15 protein-coding genes are annotated in these 16,387 nt (G+C 67.4%); 10 read left to right on the top strand and 5 right to left on the bottom strand.

Features of this window, described 5'->3' with window-relative positions:
- Positions 1 to 5: 5 nt before the first annotated feature.
- Together mutY and ftsY are read right to left on the bottom strand one after the other, a co-directional pair.
- Complete coding sequence (gene mutY / locus C1925_RS08695) at positions 6 to 1,130, bottom strand: A/G-specific adenine glycosylase (RefSeq protein WP_108768529.1); 1,125 nt, start codon at positions 1,128 to 1,130, stop codon at positions 6 to 8.
- A gap of 83 nt (positions 1,131 to 1,213) precedes the next feature.
- A complete protein-coding gene (ftsY, locus tag C1925_RS08700; protein ID WP_108768530.1) occupies positions 1,214 to 2,518 on the bottom strand; it encodes a signal recognition particle-docking protein FtsY in 1,305 nt (434 codons plus the stop codon).
- Positions 2,519 to 2,648: 130 nt separating this feature from the next.
- Between ftsY and C1925_RS08705 the strand changes: the two genes are divergently transcribed.
- Entirely contained in the window at positions 2,649 to 2,945 is a 297-nt protein-coding gene (locus C1925_RS08705) for a flagellar basal body protein (RefSeq protein WP_108768531.1), read from the top strand.
- Positions 2,946 to 3,026: 81 nt separating this feature from the next.
- On the opposite strand, the gene htpG is transcribed toward C1925_RS08705, so the two are convergent.
- Positions 3,027 to 4,913, bottom strand: coding sequence for a molecular chaperone HtpG (htpG, locus tag C1925_RS08710; protein ID WP_108768532.1), 1,887 nt, complete (start codon positions 4,911 to 4,913; stop codon positions 3,027 to 3,029).
- Positions 4,914 to 5,749: 836 nt separating this feature from the next.
- Between htpG and rsmD the strand changes: the two genes are divergently transcribed.
- The 6 genes from rsmD (at position 5,750) to C1925_RS08740 (ending at position 10,594) form a co-directional block, all read left to right on the top strand.
- Positions 5,750 to 6,328, top strand: coding sequence for a 16S rRNA (guanine(966)-N(2))-methyltransferase RsmD (gene rsmD / locus C1925_RS08715; RefSeq protein WP_108768533.1), 579 nt, complete (start codon positions 5,750 to 5,752; stop codon positions 6,326 to 6,328).
- A gap of 26 nt (positions 6,329 to 6,354) precedes the next feature.
- Complete coding sequence (gene coaD, locus C1925_RS08720) at positions 6,355 to 6,864, top strand: pantetheine-phosphate adenylyltransferase (protein WP_008267036.1); 510 nt, start codon at positions 6,355 to 6,357, stop codon at positions 6,862 to 6,864.
- A gap of 78 nt (positions 6,865 to 6,942) precedes the next feature.
- Positions 6,943 to 7,434 (top strand): hypothetical protein, encoded by a 492-nt coding sequence (locus C1925_RS08725; RefSeq protein ID WP_108768534.1) that lies wholly within the window; start codon positions 6,943 to 6,945, stop codon positions 7,432 to 7,434.
- A gap of 131 nt (positions 7,435 to 7,565) precedes the next feature.
- Positions 7,566 to 7,847, top strand: a complete 282-nt coding sequence (locus tag C1925_RS08730) for a YfhL family 4Fe-4S dicluster ferredoxin (RefSeq protein ID WP_079221516.1) — start codon at positions 7,566 to 7,568, stop codon at positions 7,845 to 7,847.
- Positions 7,844 to 9,574: a gamma-glutamyltransferase gene (gene ggt / locus C1925_RS08735; protein ID WP_108768535.1), complete on the top strand. Its 1,731-nt coding sequence runs from the start codon at positions 7,844 to 7,846 to the stop codon at positions 9,572 to 9,574. The genes C1925_RS08730 and ggt overlap by 4 nt, the downstream gene beginning before the upstream one ends.
- A gap of 132 nt (positions 9,575 to 9,706) precedes the next feature.
- A complete protein-coding gene (locus tag C1925_RS08740; RefSeq protein WP_108768536.1) occupies positions 9,707 to 10,594 on the top strand; it encodes an MBL fold metallo-hydrolase in 888 nt (295 codons plus the stop codon).
- A gap of 318 nt (positions 10,595 to 10,912) precedes the next feature.
- Here C1925_RS08740 and C1925_RS08745 read toward each other — a convergent pair whose 3' ends face one another.
- Complete coding sequence (locus tag C1925_RS08745) at positions 10,913 to 11,203, bottom strand: PsiF family protein (RefSeq protein WP_108768537.1); 291 nt, start codon at positions 11,201 to 11,203, stop codon at positions 10,913 to 10,915.
- Between the two features lie 152 nt (positions 11,204 to 11,355).
- Between C1925_RS08745 and C1925_RS08750 the strand changes: the two genes are divergently transcribed.
- Positions 11,356 to 11,835 carry an SRPBCC family protein gene (locus C1925_RS08750; protein ID WP_108768538.1) on the top strand — a complete coding sequence of 160 codons (480 nt, stop codon included), beginning with the start codon at positions 11,356 to 11,358 and terminating at the stop codon, positions 11,833 to 11,835.
- A 66-nt stretch (positions 11,836 to 11,901) separates the two neighbouring features.
- Here C1925_RS08750 and upp read toward each other — a convergent pair whose 3' ends face one another.
- The gene (gene upp, locus C1925_RS08755) at positions 11,902 to 12,534 is read right to left on the bottom strand and encodes a uracil phosphoribosyltransferase (protein WP_108768539.1); all 633 of its coding nucleotides are present in this window, start codon (positions 12,532 to 12,534) and stop codon (positions 11,902 to 11,904) included.
- Positions 12,535 to 12,689: 155 nt separating this feature from the next.
- On the opposite strand from upp, the gene C1925_RS08760 reads away from it, so the two are divergent.
- Both C1925_RS08760 and C1925_RS08765 read left to right on the top strand, forming a co-directional pair.
- Complete coding sequence (locus C1925_RS08760; protein ID WP_108768540.1) at positions 12,690 to 15,266, top strand: TonB-dependent receptor; 2,577 nt, start codon at positions 12,690 to 12,692, stop codon at positions 15,264 to 15,266.
- Positions 15,266 to 16,381, top strand: coding sequence for a phytase (locus C1925_RS08765; RefSeq protein ID WP_108768541.1), 1,116 nt, complete (start codon positions 15,266 to 15,268; stop codon positions 16,379 to 16,381). The genes C1925_RS08760 and C1925_RS08765 overlap by 1 nt, the downstream gene beginning before the upstream one ends.
- The last annotated feature ends 6 nt before the right edge of the window (positions 16,382 to 16,387 follow it).

The following is a 16,387-nucleotide window of genomic DNA, read 5'->3' on the forward strand; positions in this document are numbered from 1 at the left end:
GGCACTCACTCGTGGTTGCGGGGTTTGGTGGCTCTGCGTTTCGGCGCCTTCACCGGCGTGCCGTCCAGCAGCTTGCGGATCGGCGCGGGCAGGCCCAGCGCCGGAAGTTCGTCAGCGGCGACCCAGCGCAGCGCGGGTTCTTCCACGCGCAGGCCGCGCACCTGACGCGACAATACCTGCAGGTGCAGCCGATAGTGGCTGAACGTGTGCTGCAGCACCGGCAGTTCCTCGGCATCTTCCAGCGAACCGTCGACATGGGCGTCGAACCAGTCCTGCAGGTCGCTGCCGGCGTCGGCCTGCGGCAACGTCCACAGCTGCGCCCAGATGCCGGTGTCCGGGCGCTTCTGCAGCAGCACGCGCTGCTGGGCGTCACGCAGCAGCAGGGCCACGGCTTCGCGCTCGGGCAGGGTCTTGCCGGGTTTCGGCGTGGGCAGGTCGGCGGTGCGGCCTTCGCGGCGTGCCACGCAGTCTTCCTGCATCGGGCAGATCACGCAGGCCGGCTTGGCACGGCTGCACACGGTCGCGCCCAGATCCATCTGCGCCTGGGTGTAATCGGCCATGCGACCAGCCGGCACCTGCGCTACATGCGCTTCGGCCAGCGACCACAGCTGCTTCTCGATGGCGGGAAGCCCGGGGAAACCCTCGATGCCGTGATAGCGGCTGAGCACGCGCTTGACGTTGCCATCGAGGATCGCGAACGGGTCGTTCCAGGCCTGGCTGAGGATCGCGCCGGCAGTGCTGCGGCCGATGCCGGGCAGCGCGTGCAGGGCATCGAAATCGCGCGGCAGGGCGCCGTCGTGCAGCTCCACGCAGCGCTTGGCTGCGGCGTGCAGGTTGCGGGCGCGGGCGTAGTAGCCGAGTCCGGCCCACTGCGCCATCACCGCGTCGTTGCTGGCGGCGGCCAGGTCGGGCAGAGTCGGAAAGTGCTGCAGGAACCGCTGGAAATACGGGATGACCGTGGTCACCTGGGTCTGCTGCAGCATGATTTCCGACAGCCAGACCCGGTAAGGACTGCGCGGATGCTGCCAAGGCAGGTCGTGGCGTCCGTGATCGTCGAACCAGTGCAGCAGGTGGGCGACGAAGCCGTCTGCGTGGTTAGTTGCGGCGCTGGCGTGCGGCTGGCGGGGCATGGGTGTTCCGGGGAGGGCAGCCACCCGTGGGGTGGCTCTACTGGATTGCGGTAGAGCCACGCCAGGCGTGGCTGCACGGCGTATCAGGCGCCCAGCGCTTCAGGCAGCAGGGCGTCGACGAAGGCTTCCGGATCGAACACGCGCAGGTCTTCCGGGCGCTCGCCGATGCCGGCAAAGCGGATCGGAATGCCGAACTCGCGGGCCAGGGCGAACACCACGCCGCCCTTGGCGGTGCCGTCCAGCTTGGTCACCACCAGGCCGGTCACCTTCACCGCGGCATTGAACTGGCGCAGCTGCGAGAGCGCGTTCTGGCCGGTGGTGCCGTCGATGACCATCAGCACTTCGTGCGGCGCGGTCTCGTCGATCTTGCCGAGCACGCGGCGGATCTTGCCCAGCTCGTTCATCAGGCCGGACTGGGTGTGCAGGCGACCGGCGGTATCGGCGATCAGCACCGAGGTGCCGCGTGCCTTGCCGGCCTGCAGGGCGTCGTAGGCCACCGAAGCGGCGTCGGCGTTCTGCCCCTGGGCGACCACGGCCACGCCGTTGCGCTCGCCCCAGGCCTGCAGCTGGGCCACGGCGGCGGCGCGGAAGGTATCGCCAGCGGCCAGCATCAGGCTGTAGCCCTCGTCCTTGAAGCGCTTGGCCAGCTTGCCGATGGTGGTGGTCTTGCCGACGCCGTTGACGCCGACGGTGAGCACCACGAAGGGCTTGGCGTTGCGGTCGATCACCAGCGGCTTGGCGACCGGCTGCAGGATCGCGATCAGTTCGCTGCGCAGCGCGGCGAGCAGCGCATTGGCATCGACGAACTCGCGCGACTTCATGCGCTTGCGCAGGCCCTCGACCAGGTCGGTGGTGGCGCCCACGCCGACGTCGGCGGTGATCAGTGCGGTTTCCAGCTCGTCCAGCAGATCGTCGTCGAGCTTGGGATTGCGCGAGAACAGGCCGCCGAAGCTGCGGGCGATGACGCTGTTGCGCAGGCGCTCTCGCCAGCCGGGCTTGCCGGCCGGGGCCGGGGCGGCATCGACCAGTACCGGCAGGTCCGTGGCAGGCGTGGCCGGCGCTTCGGCCGGGGTGACCGGGGCCAGCGGTGCAAGCACGGCGGCTGCAGCCAGGGCCTCGGCTTCGAAGTCCTCCGGGGCGATGACACGTTCCGGGGCCGGGGCAGGCGGCGCAGCGGCGACCGGCGGCTCGGGCGCTACGACAGGCGCAGGCGCGGGCGTGGCGGCCTCGACGCTGGCCGGCGTGGCGACCGGCGCGGCCGGGGCTTCCTCGACCGGGGCAGCGGACGGGAACGCCGCCGCCAGCTCGTCAGCAGAGTAATGCTGGGTCTTGGGCGCGTCCGGCGTGGCGGCGTCCTGGGGCTTCTTGCGGCGGAAAAAACTGAGCATTGGCAAAAGGCGCTGAAATCAGAGGGATATGCTACCACTCGAGCCTGTCGGCCCGATGTGGACTCAAGATTGCGCAGGTGCGGCCGTTAACCGGTCCGAGGGGCTGCGCAGGGTGGCCCGGAGACCACCGATGAACGTGATGGAGACTGCGCTGTCCGGCATGCGTGCGGCCCAGCAGGGCGTGCAGGTGGCCGCACACAATGTGGCCAACCTCGCCACCCCGGACGCGCAGCGCCTGCAGTTGCAGCGCAGCCTGGTGGAGCAGGGCGGGGTGGAAACCACCGTCAGCGCCGCCGATCCGGACCCGACGGCGCCGCTGGGCGACCTGCTGGCGGCCAGGGCCGAAGTGGTGGCGTTCGCCGCCAACGCCACGGTGATCCGCCGCCAGGACCAGATGCTGGGCTCGCTGCTGGACCGGGAAGCGTAGGGCAGTCGAGCACGGCTCGACTCTACAAAAGCTTGTCACCGCCCGGTAGCGACGGGCCATGCCCGGCGACCACCCCATCAATCAGGCCGACAGTTCCAGCAGCAGCTTGTTCAGGCGTGCCACGTAGGCGCCCGGATCCTTCAGGCTGTCACCGGCGGCCAGCGCGGCCTGGTCGAACAGCACCCGGCCCAGGTCGTCGAAGCGCGCGCCATCGGCTTCGGCGTCGAGCTTGGCGATCAGCGGGTGGCCCGGGTTGATCTCCAGCACCGGCTTGCTGTCCGGCACCTTCTGCCCGCTGGCTTCCAGGATCTGGCGCATCTGCAGGCCCAGGTCCTGTTCGCCGATGGCCAGCACCGCCGGTGAATCGGTCAGGCGGTGCGAGACGCGCACCTCGGCCACGTCATCGCCCAGCACCGTCTTCAGGCGCTCGACCAGGCCCTGCTTGTCCTTCGCCGCGGCTTCCTGTTCCTGCTTGTCGGCCTCGCTTTCCAGCGCGCCCAGGTCGAGGTCGCCACGGGCGATGTCGACGAAGCCCTTGCCGTCGAAATCGGTCAGGTAGCCCATCAGCCACTCGTCGATGCGATCGGTCAGCAGCAGCACTTCCACGCCCTTCTTGCGGAACACTTCCAGGTGCGGGCTGTTGCGCACCTGGCTGTAGCTCTCGCCGGTCAGGTAATAGATCTTGTCCTGGCCCTCGGCCATGCGACCGATGTAATCAGCCAGCGACACGGTCTGCGCATCGGCCTCGCCACGGGTGGAGGCGAAGCGCAGCAGGCCGGCCACCTTCTCGCGGTTGTTGTAGTCCTCGGCCGGGCCTTCCTTCAGCACTTGGCCGAATTCCTTCCAGAACGTGGCGTACTGTTCCGGCTTGTCGGCGGCCAGCTTTTCCAGCATGTCCAGCGAGCGCTTGGTCAGCGCCGCCTTCATCGAGTCAATGACCGGGCCGGACTGCAGGATCTCGCGCGAGACGTTCAGCGACAGATCGTTGGAATCGACCACGCCCTTGATGAAGCGCAGGTACAGCGGCAGGAACTGCTCGGCCTGGTCCATCACGAACACGCGCTGCACGTACAGCTTCAGGCCCTTGGGCGCGTCGCGGTGGTACAGGTCGAACGGCGCGCGGCCAGGCACGTACAGCAGCGAGGTGTACTCGAGCTTGCCTTCGACCTTGTTGTGGCTCCACGCCAGCGGGTCGCTGTGGTCGTGCGCCACGTGCTTGTAGAACTCGTTGTACTCGGCGTCGCTGATCTCGGTGCGCGGGCGGGTCCACAGCGCGCTGGCGCGGTTGACGGTCTCCCACTCGCCGGCGGCGTCTTCGCCTTCCTTCGGCATCTGGATCGGCAGGCCGATGTGGTCGGAGTACTTCTTGAGGATGCTGCGCAGGCGCCAGCCGTCGGCGAAGTCGTGCTCGCCATCCTTCAGGTGCAGGACGATGCGGGTGCCGCGCTCGGCCTTGTCGATCGTGGCCACGTCGAAATCGCCTTCGCCACGCGAGGTCCAGCGCACGCCCTCGGCGGCGGCCAGGCCGGCGCGGCGCGAGGTCACTTCCACTTCGTCGGCGACGATGAAGGCGCTGTAGAAGCCGACGCCGAACTGGCCGATCAGCTGCGAATCCTTCTTCTGGTCGCCGGACAGCTGGCGCAGGAAATCGCCGGTGCCGGACTTGGCGATCGTGCCAAGGTGGGCGATGGCTTCGGCGCGGCTCATGCCGATGCCGTTGTCTTCGATGGTGATGGTGTGGGCGGTGGCGTCGAAGCTCACGCGCACGCGCAGTTCGCTGTCGCCTTCCAGCAGGGCAGGCTGGGTCAGGGCTTCGAAGCGCAGCTTGTCGGCGGCGTCGGCGGCGTTGGAGACCAGCTCGCGGAGGAAGATTTCCTTGTTGGAGTACAGCGAGTGGATCATCAGCTGCAGCAGCTGCTTGACCTCGGTCTGGAAGCCAAGGGTTTCGGTCTGGGTGGTCTCGGTCATCGATAGGGCTCCGTGTGCAATGCCGCGCCAGCGCGTGCGGCCTGGCCAAGGGGTATGGCTGATTGTCCCGAAATCAAGGGGTTGGTCGGGCAGGGCTGCGCCCTGCACCTGCTGGTAGTGCCGGCCGCTGGCCGGCAGCCTTAGAGTCAAAGGCCGGAGCGGCATTCCGTGGGATGGCGGGGCACTGTGGGTTCGCGGGGACGCCGTGAACCCCCTCCGGGGTCCGGCCCAGCCGCTGGCGGCTGTGCGTTCGGGCGCTCGCGAAGCAGTGCTTCGCAAGCAAAGCGCCCTCACCCATGGGGGCTTGGTCGCCGCATCCATGCGGCTCACACCCCGCAAACCCACAGTGCCCCGCCTTTGACAGGTTCACGCGGCTGTTGGAACCTGCTGGTGGTGGGTGCCGACCGTTGGTCGGCACATCTGTCAGATATCGAATGAATTCATCCACGCATGGCGTGGATCTACTGGCCACGTCGGCTGTTGGTAGGTGTCGACCGTTGGTCGACACGTCTGTCAGACATCGATATCCAACCCAGTGCCGACCAACGGTCGGCACCCACCAGAGCAGAACGCCGTTCCGACAGATCGCAGGAAACTGTCGAAGGCGGGGTGGGTCCGGTTGAGGGGGCGTGAGCCGCATGGATGCGGCGACCGAGCTTACATGGACGTACTTGCAGCGTCCCCCTCAACCGGACCTACCCCGCCATACCACGGAATGCCCGCTTTTGAAGTTGACGTTGACCTTGACGTTGATTCGGCGGGTGCCGGGCGCCGCCCGGCCGAACTACAATCCCACTCATGGTGAATTTCTCGAAGAACCCCCGCCGGGGGCGCCGGTGAGCGGCCGTGGTGGCAATGACGGCCAGGTCCGCATCATCGGCGGGCGCTGGCGCAATACCCGCTTGCCGGTGCCGACCCTGCCGGGCCTGCGGCCCAGCAGCGACCGCGTGCGCGAAACGCTCTTCAACTGGCTGCTGCCCAAGCTCGGTGGGGCCCGCGTGCTGGACCTGTTCGCCGGCAGCGGCGCGCTGGGCCTGGAAGCCGTCTCGCGCGGTGCCGCCCACGCCACCCTGGTCGAGCGCGATGCCCAGCTCGGCCGCAACCTGACCGCCGCCGTCGCCAAGCTGCAGGCGGCCGAGCAGGTCACCGTCGTCCAGGCCGATGCCCTGCGCTGGCTGCAGGGCGCGCCGGCCCAGCAGGCCACGCTGGTGTTCATCGACCCGCCGTTCGCCGATGGCCTGTGGCAGGACGTGCTCGCCCAGCTGCCGCGCCATCTCGCCGCCGATGCCTGGCTGTACCTGGAATCCCCGGCGGGCCACGTGCCCGTGCTGCCGCCGGAATGGCTGCTGCACCGCGAGGGCGGCACCCGCGAGGTGCGCTTTGCCCTGTACCGCCGCGCCACTGCTACACTTTGACCTCATCTGAACATCTGCTACCGCCCATGACCGTGGCCAACCGCCGCATCGCCGTCTACCCCGGCACGTTCGACCCCATCACCAATGGTCATATCGACCTGGTGAGCCGGGCCGCGCCGTTGTTCGAAAAGGTCGTGGTCGGCGTGGCGCAGAGCCCGTCCAAGGGCCCGGCGCTGCCGCTGGAGCAGCGCGTGCAGCTGGCCCGGGGCGCCCTGGGCCACCACAGCAATGTCGAGGTCATCGGCTTCGATACCCTGCTGGCCCATTTCGTACGTTCGGTCCAGGGCGGGGTGCTGCTGCGCGGCCTGCGCGCGGTGTCCGACTTCGAATACGAATTCCAGATGGCGAGCATGAACCGCCACCTGATCCCGGAGGTCGAGACCCTGTTCCTGACCCCGGCCGAGCAGCACAGCTTCATTTCGTCCTCGCTGGTCCGCGAGATCGCCCGCCTGGGAGGCGACGTGTCCGGTTTCGTGCCGGCCGCCGTGCTCGAGGCGCTGCGCAAGGTCCGCGAAGCGAAGTCGGCGCAGTCGTAAATCCTGCCCGCGCGGCAGGGCCAGTAGTACCACGCACCCCCATTACGTAAACCACACGCACCACTCGGGAGGAAACCCATGAACACCACCATGCGCGCGATGCTGATCGCTTCGTTTGCCCTGGCCTTCACCGCCTGCAAGAAGGAAGAGGCCGCTCCGGTCGAAGACGCCAAGCAGGCCCTGGTCGCTCCGGCCAAGGAAGACGATGCAGGCTGGAAGAAGTACCTGCAGGAAGTGGCGATCCAGAACATGGGCAACATCACCAACAGCCCGTTCCTGTATTACCTCTCGCCGGAATCGGACCCGGACTTCCAGGCCAAGTACGAGCGCCAGACCGAAAGCGCGACCCAGGCCGTGGCCCGCGGCGTGCAGCCGGGCAACATGCTGGCCTTCGGTTCGTCGGCCTCGGGCAAGATGGCTGACATGATCCAGGCCGTGTTCAAGGACGTCTCGCCGGATTCCATGAAGGGCGTGCGCGTCGTCTTCATCGGCCAGTCCGCTGACAACGCCCGCGTGCAGGCTGCCGTGCAGCCGACCGGCGCCGAGTACATTTTCGTCGAAGCCAAGTAAGACCGTGCCATGGCGGCCATGCTCCGGCATGGCCCGGGCGGCGCTCCGCAAGGGCGCCGCTGATGACCTGACCGACCCGCGCGCCCGCGCGGGCCGGTCCTTGTCCCAAGGCGCGGGCGAGGAGTATCGCCATGTCGCTGAAAATCAACGAGCTCTGCGTCAACTGTGACGTCTGCGAGCCGGCCTGCCCGAACCAGGCCATTTCGATGGGTGAAACCATCTACCTGATCGACCCTGCGCGCTGCACCGAATGCGTGGGTCACTTCGACGAGCCACAGTGCGTGGTCGTCTGCCCGGTCGAATGCATCGATCCGGACCCGGAGATCGTGGAAACGGAAGTCCAGCTGCTGGCCAAGTTGCGCCGACTGCAGCACGATCACCCCGAACTCTACGCGGAGCCCCCATCCGAATGAAGACGCTGATCGTCCGCCCCCTGCTGCTGCTCAGCCTGGTGCTGAGCCCGCTGGCCTGGGCCGAAACCACCGCCCGTGCCGAGCGCCCTGATGGCGCGGCCATCGCCAGTGGCCATGCGCTGGCCACCCAGGCCGGCATCGACATCCTGGCGCAGGGCGGCAACGCCTTCGACGCCGCGGTGGCGGTGTCCTCCACCCTGGCCGTGGTCGAGCCGATCAGCTCGGGCCTGGGCGGCGGCGGCTTCTTCCTGCTGCACGATGCAGCCACCGGCAAGGACATCATGCTGGATGCGCGCGAGACCGCCCCGGCGGCCGCGACCCCGCAGGCCTTCCTGGACAAACAGGGCAACCTGGATCGCGACCGCTCAGTCAACGGCCCGTGGTCGGCCGGCATCCCCGGCCTTCCCGCCGCGCTGGTGGAACTGTCGGCCAAGCACGGCAAGCTGCCGCTGTCGGCCTCGCTGCAGCCGGCCATCCGCATCGCCCGCGAAGGTTTCCCGGTCTATGACCGCATGGCCAAGGGCTACGCCTCGCGCCGCGAGGTGATGGAGCGCTTCCCCGGCACGCGCGAGGTCTACCTGCGCAACGGCAAGCCGATCGCTACCGGGGATCTGTTCAAGCAGCCTGAGCTGGCACAGACCCTGGAGCGCCTGGCGGCCGGCGGTCGCGATGGCTTCTACAAGGGCCAGACCGGCAAGCTGCTGCTGGAAGGCGTGAAGCAGGCCGGTGGCAAGTGGACGGCCGACGAGCTGGCCGGCTACCAGGTCAAGCTGCGCGAGCCGATCGTGTTCGACTACAACGGCTGGAAGATCACCACCGCGCCGCCGCCGTCGTCCGGTGGCATCGCCCTGGCCAGCATGCTTCAGATCCTGGAAGGCTGGGACATCAAGCAGATGGATGCGGCCCACCGCACCCACCTGGTGGTGGAAGCGATGCGCCGCGCCTACCGCGACCGCACCTTCTTCCTCGGCGATCCGGACTTCGTGCAGATCCCGCAGAAGGTGCTGACCAGCAAGGATTACGCGCAGGGCCTGCGGGCCACGATACACCCGGACAAGGCCACCCCCAGCGACCTGCTGTCGGGCAACCCGACCCCGCTGGAAGATGACGAGACCACGCACTTCTCGATCATCGACCGTGATGGCAACCGCGTCGGCGCCACCCAGACCGTCAACCTGCTGTACGGCTCGGGGCTGATTCCCAAGGGCACCGGCGTGCTGCTGAACAACGAGATGGACGACTTCGCGCTGAAGCCGGGCACCCCCAACGCCTTCGGCGTGATGGGCTATGCGGCCAATGCACCGAAGCCGGGCAAGCGCATGCTCAGCTCGATGACGCCCACCTTCATGGAGAACGCCGACAAGGTGGTGGTGCTGGGCACCCCGGGCGGCAGCCGCATCATCACCATGGTGCTGCTGGGCATCCTCGGCTACGACGCTGGCCTGGACGCGCAACAGGTGGCCGCATTGCCGCGCTACCACCACCAGTGGCTGCCGGACCTGATCGAGGCCGAGAGCGATGCCTTCGACGCGGACACCGTGAAGCAGCTGCAGGCGATGGGCCACAAGATCGACCTGCCGGGCGACGTCGCCGCCGGTGGCCGCGGCTCCAGCCACGTGTGGGGCAACCTGCAGACCGTGGAGTGGGACCGCAAGGCCAACAAGCTCTACGGCGGCAGCGACCCGCGCAACCCGGTGGGCAGCGCCCAGGTAATACCGGCGCACTGATCCGGCGGTAGCGCCGGGCCATGCCCGGCGAAATGAGAATCACCGAACCCCGCCACCCGGCGGGGTTCTGCGTTTTCCGGCCCGTAATTCCGGCTAGCGATTATTTAACGGGGGGCCCTCGATAATTGCCGAATGAAACTATGGTCGATTCGTGGGAACTCGCAGCGCCTGGATGGCGGTGCGATGTTCGGCAACGCGCCGCGTGCGGTGTGGGAAAAGTGGGCGGCTCCGGACGAGCTCAATCGCATCGAGCTGGCCTGCCGTGCGTTGCTGGCCAGCCCGCTGGATGGCAAGACCGTGCTGTTCGAGACCGGCATCGGTGCGTTCTTCGACCCGCGCATGCGTGACCGTTACGGCGTGCAGGAAAGCCAGCACGTGCTGATCGATTCGCTGCGCGAGGCGGGTTTCGAACACGAGGATATCGACGTGGTGGTGCTGAGCCACCTGCACTTCGACCACGCTGGCGGCCTGCTGGCAGCATGGAGCGAAGGCCGCTCGCCGGAACTGCTGTTCCCCAACGCGACCTTCGTGGTCGGTGCGCAGCACTGGCAGCGGGCGCTGCAGCCACATCCGCGCGACCGCGCCAGCTTCATTCCGGAACTGCCGGGCCTGCTGCAGGCCACTGGCCGCCTGGAAGTGGTGGAGGGCGAGTATTCCAAGGTGCTGGGCAGCAGCGTGCGCTTCAGCTACAGCGACGGCCATACGCCGGGCCTGATGCTGGCCGAGATCGTCGGCCACGCGCGTGCCGGCGAGGATGCGCACGGCGGCGTGGTGTTCTGTGCGGACCTGATCCCGGGGCGCTCGTGGGTGCACGTGCCGATCACCATGGGCTACGACCGCAATGCGGAGCTGCTGATCGACGAGAAACGGCGCTTCCTGGAAGACAAGCTGGCGCGCAACGTGCATCTGTTCTTCACCCATGACCCGCAGGTGGCGCTGGCGCAGCTGGGGCGGGATGAGAAGGGGCGTTTCGTGACCCTGCATGAGCAGGGGGAGCTGAAGGCGCGGGCGTTGGGGTAAGGGGTTTTTCGGCAGGGCTTGCAGCCCTGCACCTGCAGAAGCCGAAGCAAGATCAAGAGCGGCATTCCGTGGGACGGCGGGGCGGTGTGGGTGGTCAGGACACGCCGTAAACCCATCCATGGGGGCTCGATGGCGCCATCCATGGCGCCAACGGTCCTGCCCACCTACACCGCCCCACCTCTGACAGTTGGCCGGTGGCTGTTGGTGGGTGCCGACCGTTGGTCGGCACATCTGTCAGAGATCGATGTTCAATGGGGTCGGGTCCCGTTGCTGCGCAACGGGCTCTGACCCCCATTTGGGTGAAGTCGATGGACTTTCTTACGAGGCTTTCAGGCAGCTGCTCATGAAGGTCTTGCGGGCGTCGCCGGCGAGCTTCTTGGTCGCGGCATCGGCGTTGCACTGCTTCATGCGCTCCTGCGGGGTGGCGGCCTTGGTGTCGGTGGCGTGGCCGCTCAGGCAGGCGCTCTGCGCGGTCTTGTAGGCGTCGCCCTTCAGCCCTTTGTTCTTGGCCGAGCAGTCGGCCATGCGCTGCTGTTGCGGGGTGGCGGCGGTGGCGGCCAGGGGCAGGCCGATGAGCAGGGCGGCGGCCAGCAGGAACGAGGCTTTCATGGCATCTCCAGGGCGTGCAGTGCGGGTGCGCGGAGCATTCGCCCGCTGGCTGGAAAACGACGTGAAGATTCGCGATCGTCCTGGTAACGCTTGCCTGGGGATAGCGATCAGCGTATCGGTGGGCATCCTTTCCGACGCATTGGAGCACGTCCATGACATCCGCTGCCGCCTCTCATCCGGAGACCGATCTGGTCATCAGCCGCGTGTTGGCCGCGCCGCGGGCGGCGTTGTGGCGGGCGTGGACCGAACCTGAGCTGTTGCGGCAGTGGTGGTGCCCACGGCCGTGGACCACCGAGGTGCGTGCGTTCGAGCTCCGCCCCGGCGGTGCGTTCCATACCTTCATGCAGGGCCCGGAGGGCGGCACCAGTGATAACCCGGGGTGCTTCGTCGAGATCGTGCCGCAGCAGCGCCTGGTGTTCACTTCGATGCTGGGCGGCGGCTGGCGGCCGCAGACCCCGTGGCTGGGCTTCACCGCGGCCATTACCTTCGCCGACGAAGGGCAGGGCTGCCGCTACACCGCGCAGGTCATGCACCCGGACAAGACAGTCCGTGACCAACACGAGCAGATGGGGTTTTTCGATGGTTGGAACATGGCCATCGACCAGTTGCAGGCGCTGGCGGCCGGGCTGTAAAGACCTGGGGTCGGAGCCCTTTCTGCGAAAGGGATCCGACCCCGGGGTCAGATCCCTTCAACCGGATCACACCACGCGGGTACCGAAAATGCGGTCGCCCGCATCGCCCAGGCCCGGCAGGATGTAGCCCTTGTCGTTGAGCTGGGCATCGATGGCCGCGGTGTAGATCTCCACGTCCGGGTGCACGGCCTTGACCGCCTCGATGCCTTCCGGTGCGGCGACCAGGAAGATGCCCTTGATGCGGCGGGCGCCCGCGCGCTTGAGCATGTCGATGGTGGCGATCAGGGTGCCGCCGGTGGCCAGCATCGGGTCCAGGATCAGCGCATCGCGCTCTTCCAGGCGGCCGGTCAGGCGCTCGAAATAAGGCACCGGCTGCAGGGTTTCCTCATCGCGCTGCAGGCCGACCACGCTCACGCGCGCGGCCGGGATCAGCGACAGCACGCCGCTGAGCATGCCCAGGCCGGCACGCAGGATCGGCACCACGGTGATCTTGGCGCCAGCGATGCGCTGCACGGTCACCGGGCCGGCCCAGCCGGGGAGGGTGTGCGGCTCGGTCTCCAGGTCGGCGGTGGCCTCGTAGGCCAGCAGCGTGCCCAGTTCGTTGGCCAGTTCGCGGAAATCCTTGGTGCTGAGCGCGGCGTTGCGCATCAGGCCGATCTTGTGCTGCACCAGCGGGTGGCGCACTTCGACGATCTTCATGGTCGGGAATGGGGGCTGTAGAGAGGCCTCCATTTTGCCGGATCGGCGCTGCGAAGCCCACGCCGGATGCAATGAATGTGCTGAACGGTGTCACCGCCGTGCAACTTTGCGGACATACCTTGCAGACCCATTCTTCACAGGTATGGGGCTCCACCGTGCACATCAAGACTCCGCTGGCCATGGCCATCACCGTGACCCTGGCGCTGGGGGCCGCAGCACCGCTGCAGGCCGCCGGGCAGCAGGCCTTGGCCGCCACCGGCGTGGTTGCCGCCGATGCGGTCGACCTGGACCGCATCGAAGTGCGCGCCCAGCTCGAATCGCAGGTCCGCGCGGTTGATCTGAAGCGCAGCAGCGACGCCATCGAAGACGCGGTGTCCTCCGATGCCTTGGGCCAGTACCCGGACAAGAACGTGGCCGAGTCGCTGCAGCGCCTGCCGGGCATCAGCGTGACCCGCGACCAGGGCGAAGGCCGCTTCGTGGTCATCCGTGGCCTGGATGCCAACCTCAACAGCGTCAGCATCGATGGCATCGCCGTGGGTACCCCGGAAGATTCCAGCCGCGCCGCGCCGCTGGACGTCATTCCTTCCGATTCGACCGAGCGCCTGCGCGTGGTCAAGTCGCCGACCCCGGACATGCCGGGTGACGCCATCGGTGGCGCGGTGCTGGTCGAATCGGCCTCGGCCTTCGACCGCGACGGCCGCAGCCTGCGCGGCAAGATCGAAGCCAGCCACCAGCAGCTGTCCGGCGAGACCAGCCCCAAGGCCTCGTTCAACTACAGCGAAGTGTTCGCCGACACCTTCGGCATCGCGCTGGGCGTGAACTACCAGAACCGCAAGTTCGAGTCGGACAACACCGAAGTCGAGTACGACAATCTTGATGGTGACATCGATCCGCAGGACGTGAAGCCCGGTGACGTCACCGCGATCAACCTGCAGAACCGCAAGTACGAGATCGAGCGCAAGCGCATCGGTGCCAACCTCAACATGGACTGGCGCCCGAACGAGGACAGCAAGTACTACCTGCGCACGCTGTACAGCCAGTTCGACGACGCTGAAACCCGCCAGCGCGTGATCTACAACTTCGATGACGCCGACATGGTGGCCACCGGCACCGACCAGTACCGCCTGGACGATCTGCCGGCCGATGCGATCCAGAAGCGCATGCGCTACCGCACCAAGAAGGAAAACACCTTTGCTGCCAGCCTGGGCGGCGAGAACAAGCTGACCAACGCGGTGGTGGACTACAAGATCGGTTACACCCGCACCGAAGAGCGCGTCAACGACGAGATGGAAGCGCGCTTCGAGCTGGATGCCGACGACATGTCCGGCACCCTGGACCAGCGCAGCCGCCTGCCGACCTACACGCTCAGCAGCAACGACTGGATGGACAACGCGAACTACGCGTTCGACCGCTTCGTGATCTCGCCCAAGCAGGTCAATGACGAAGAGCGCAGCGCGCAGGTCAACGTGCGTTTCGACGGCGACAACAGCAGCATCAAGTTCGGCCTGCTCGGCCGCTGGCGCGACCGTGATGTCAACGTGGACGAGAGCGAACTGCGCCGCGGCCCGGACATCGACCTGGCCAGCTGGACGGCGGCCGATCCGGAACACCGCCATGGCGTGATGGGGCAGGGCATGAGCTCAGCGGCCATGCGCGCCTACTGGGCACAGAACGGCAGCCGCTACACCGCGCGTCCGCAGGACGTGGCCGGCAACGCCGCGACCTCGCTGGAAGAGGATTACACCGCCAGCGAAGACATCTTCGCCAGCTACGCGATGGGCACCTGGGACATCGGATCGCTGCGCATCATCGGCGGCGTGCGCGTGGAGAACACCCGCTTCAAGGCCACCGGCAACAGCGTCGAGCTGGACGACGATGACGGCTACACGGTCAGCCCGGTGGAGGCCAACCGCAGCTACACCAACGTGCTGCCGGGCCTGCACCTGCGCTACGACGCGGCCGACGACTGGGTGCTGCGTGCCTCGGCCAACAAGACGGTCTCGCGTCCGTCCTTCGGTGACATCTCGCCGCGCCGCGCGCTGAATGCCGGTGACGAAGAGCTGCGCCTGGGCAATCCGCAGCTGGATCCCTACGAATCGAAGAACATCGACCTGTCGGTCGAGAAGTACATCGGCACCACCGGCATCGTTTCGCTGGGCCTGTTCCACAAGTCCATCGATGGCTACATCGTGGAGACCGTGAGCCAGAATGATCCGGCTTACGATGGCCTCGACGTGACCCGCCCGATCAACGGCCGCAAGGCCACCGTGCGCGGCGCCGAGTTCAACTGGCAGCAGCAGCTGGCGTTCCTGCCTGGCGCGCTGGACGGCGTGCTGGTCGGTGCCAGCGGCACCTGGCTGGACACCAGGTTCGATGCCGGCATCGCTGATCGCGAAGGCGAGGAGTTCATGCTGCCGCGTGCCTCCAAGCACGTGTACAGCGCGCACATCGGCTATGAGAAGTACGGCCTGAGCACGCGCCTGGCGGCGGTCTATCGCAGCGAGTACCTGGACACCGTCGGTGCCGGCCGTGCGTTCGACATCTACGTCGCGCCCAATACCCAGCTCGACTTCTCGCTGGACTACAAGTTCACCCCGCGCATCAGCATGTACTTCGAAGCGCAGAACCTGCTCGACAAGCCGCTGGAGCTGTACCAGGGCACCCGTTCGCGCACCCTGCAGATGGAAGAGTACGGCCGCACCTACGCTGTCGGCCTGAAGGTGGCCCTGTGATGGCGCGTGGCATGACCCTGCTGGCAGCCGCGATGGCTGCCTGCCTTGCCGCCGGCTGCACGCCGGCGGCCGCTCCGGCCGGCGCCGATGCCGCCGCGAAGGCCCCGGCCGGGACCGCACGCTCGGTGTCGACCATCGCCGAGGCCTTCCTCAGCCCGATGACGCCGGACGACAACATCGATTCGCCGGCCGCCTGGAAGGCACCCGACGGCAAGACCTGGCTGATCGCCACCGCCAAGGCTACCGACAAGCTGGTGGTGTATGACGGCAGCACCGGCCAGCACCTGCGCGACGTCGGCACCGCCGGCACCGCGCTGGGTCAGTTCGATCGCCCCAACGGCATCTCGATCACCGACGACCTGCTGTGGATCGTCGAGCGTGACAACCACCGCGTGCAGGTGTTCTCGCTGCCCGATTTCACCCCGCTGGCGGTGTTCGGTGCCGACGACCTGCGCAAGCCCTATGGCCTGTGGGTCGACCGCCGCGCCGATGGCTACAGCGTCTACGTCACCGATTCCTGGGACAACGGCGAAGACGCACAGGGCAAGGACATCCTGCCGCCGCTGGCCGAGCTGGATAAGCGCGTGCGCCAGTACCACGTGACCCGCGATGGCGCCAAGGTCGAAGCGACCCTGGCCGCCAGCATCGGTGATACCAGCGAAGCCGGCGCACTGCGCGTGGTCGAGTCGATCTGGGGTGACCCGGCCAACGACCGCCTGCTGATCGCCGAGGAAGACGAAACCTACGCGAGCGAGTTCAAGGTCTACACGCTGGCCGGCCGTTTCACCGGCACCACCTTCGGCCGCGATGTGTTCAAGGCGCAGGCCGAAGGCGTGATGCTGCGGACCTGCGGCAAGGACGGCTGGTGGATCACCACCGAACAGGGCAAGCAGCGCAGTGTGTTCCACTTGTTCGACCGCCATACCCTGAAGCCGGTCGGTGCCTTCCAGGGCAACACGGTCGCCAACACCGATGGCATCTGGATGATGCAGCAGCCGACCCCGCGCTTCCCGCATGGCGCGCTGTATGCCGTGCATGACGACCAGGGCGTGGTGGCCTTCGACTGGGAAGCCATCGCCAAGCAGCTGTCGCTGCCGCTGGAGTGTGGCGCATGAGCCGTC

This window comes from Stenotrophomonas sp. SAU14A_NAIMI4_5, assembly GCF_003086795.1.
GTDB lineage: Bacteria > Pseudomonadota > Gammaproteobacteria > Xanthomonadales > Xanthomonadaceae > Stenotrophomonas.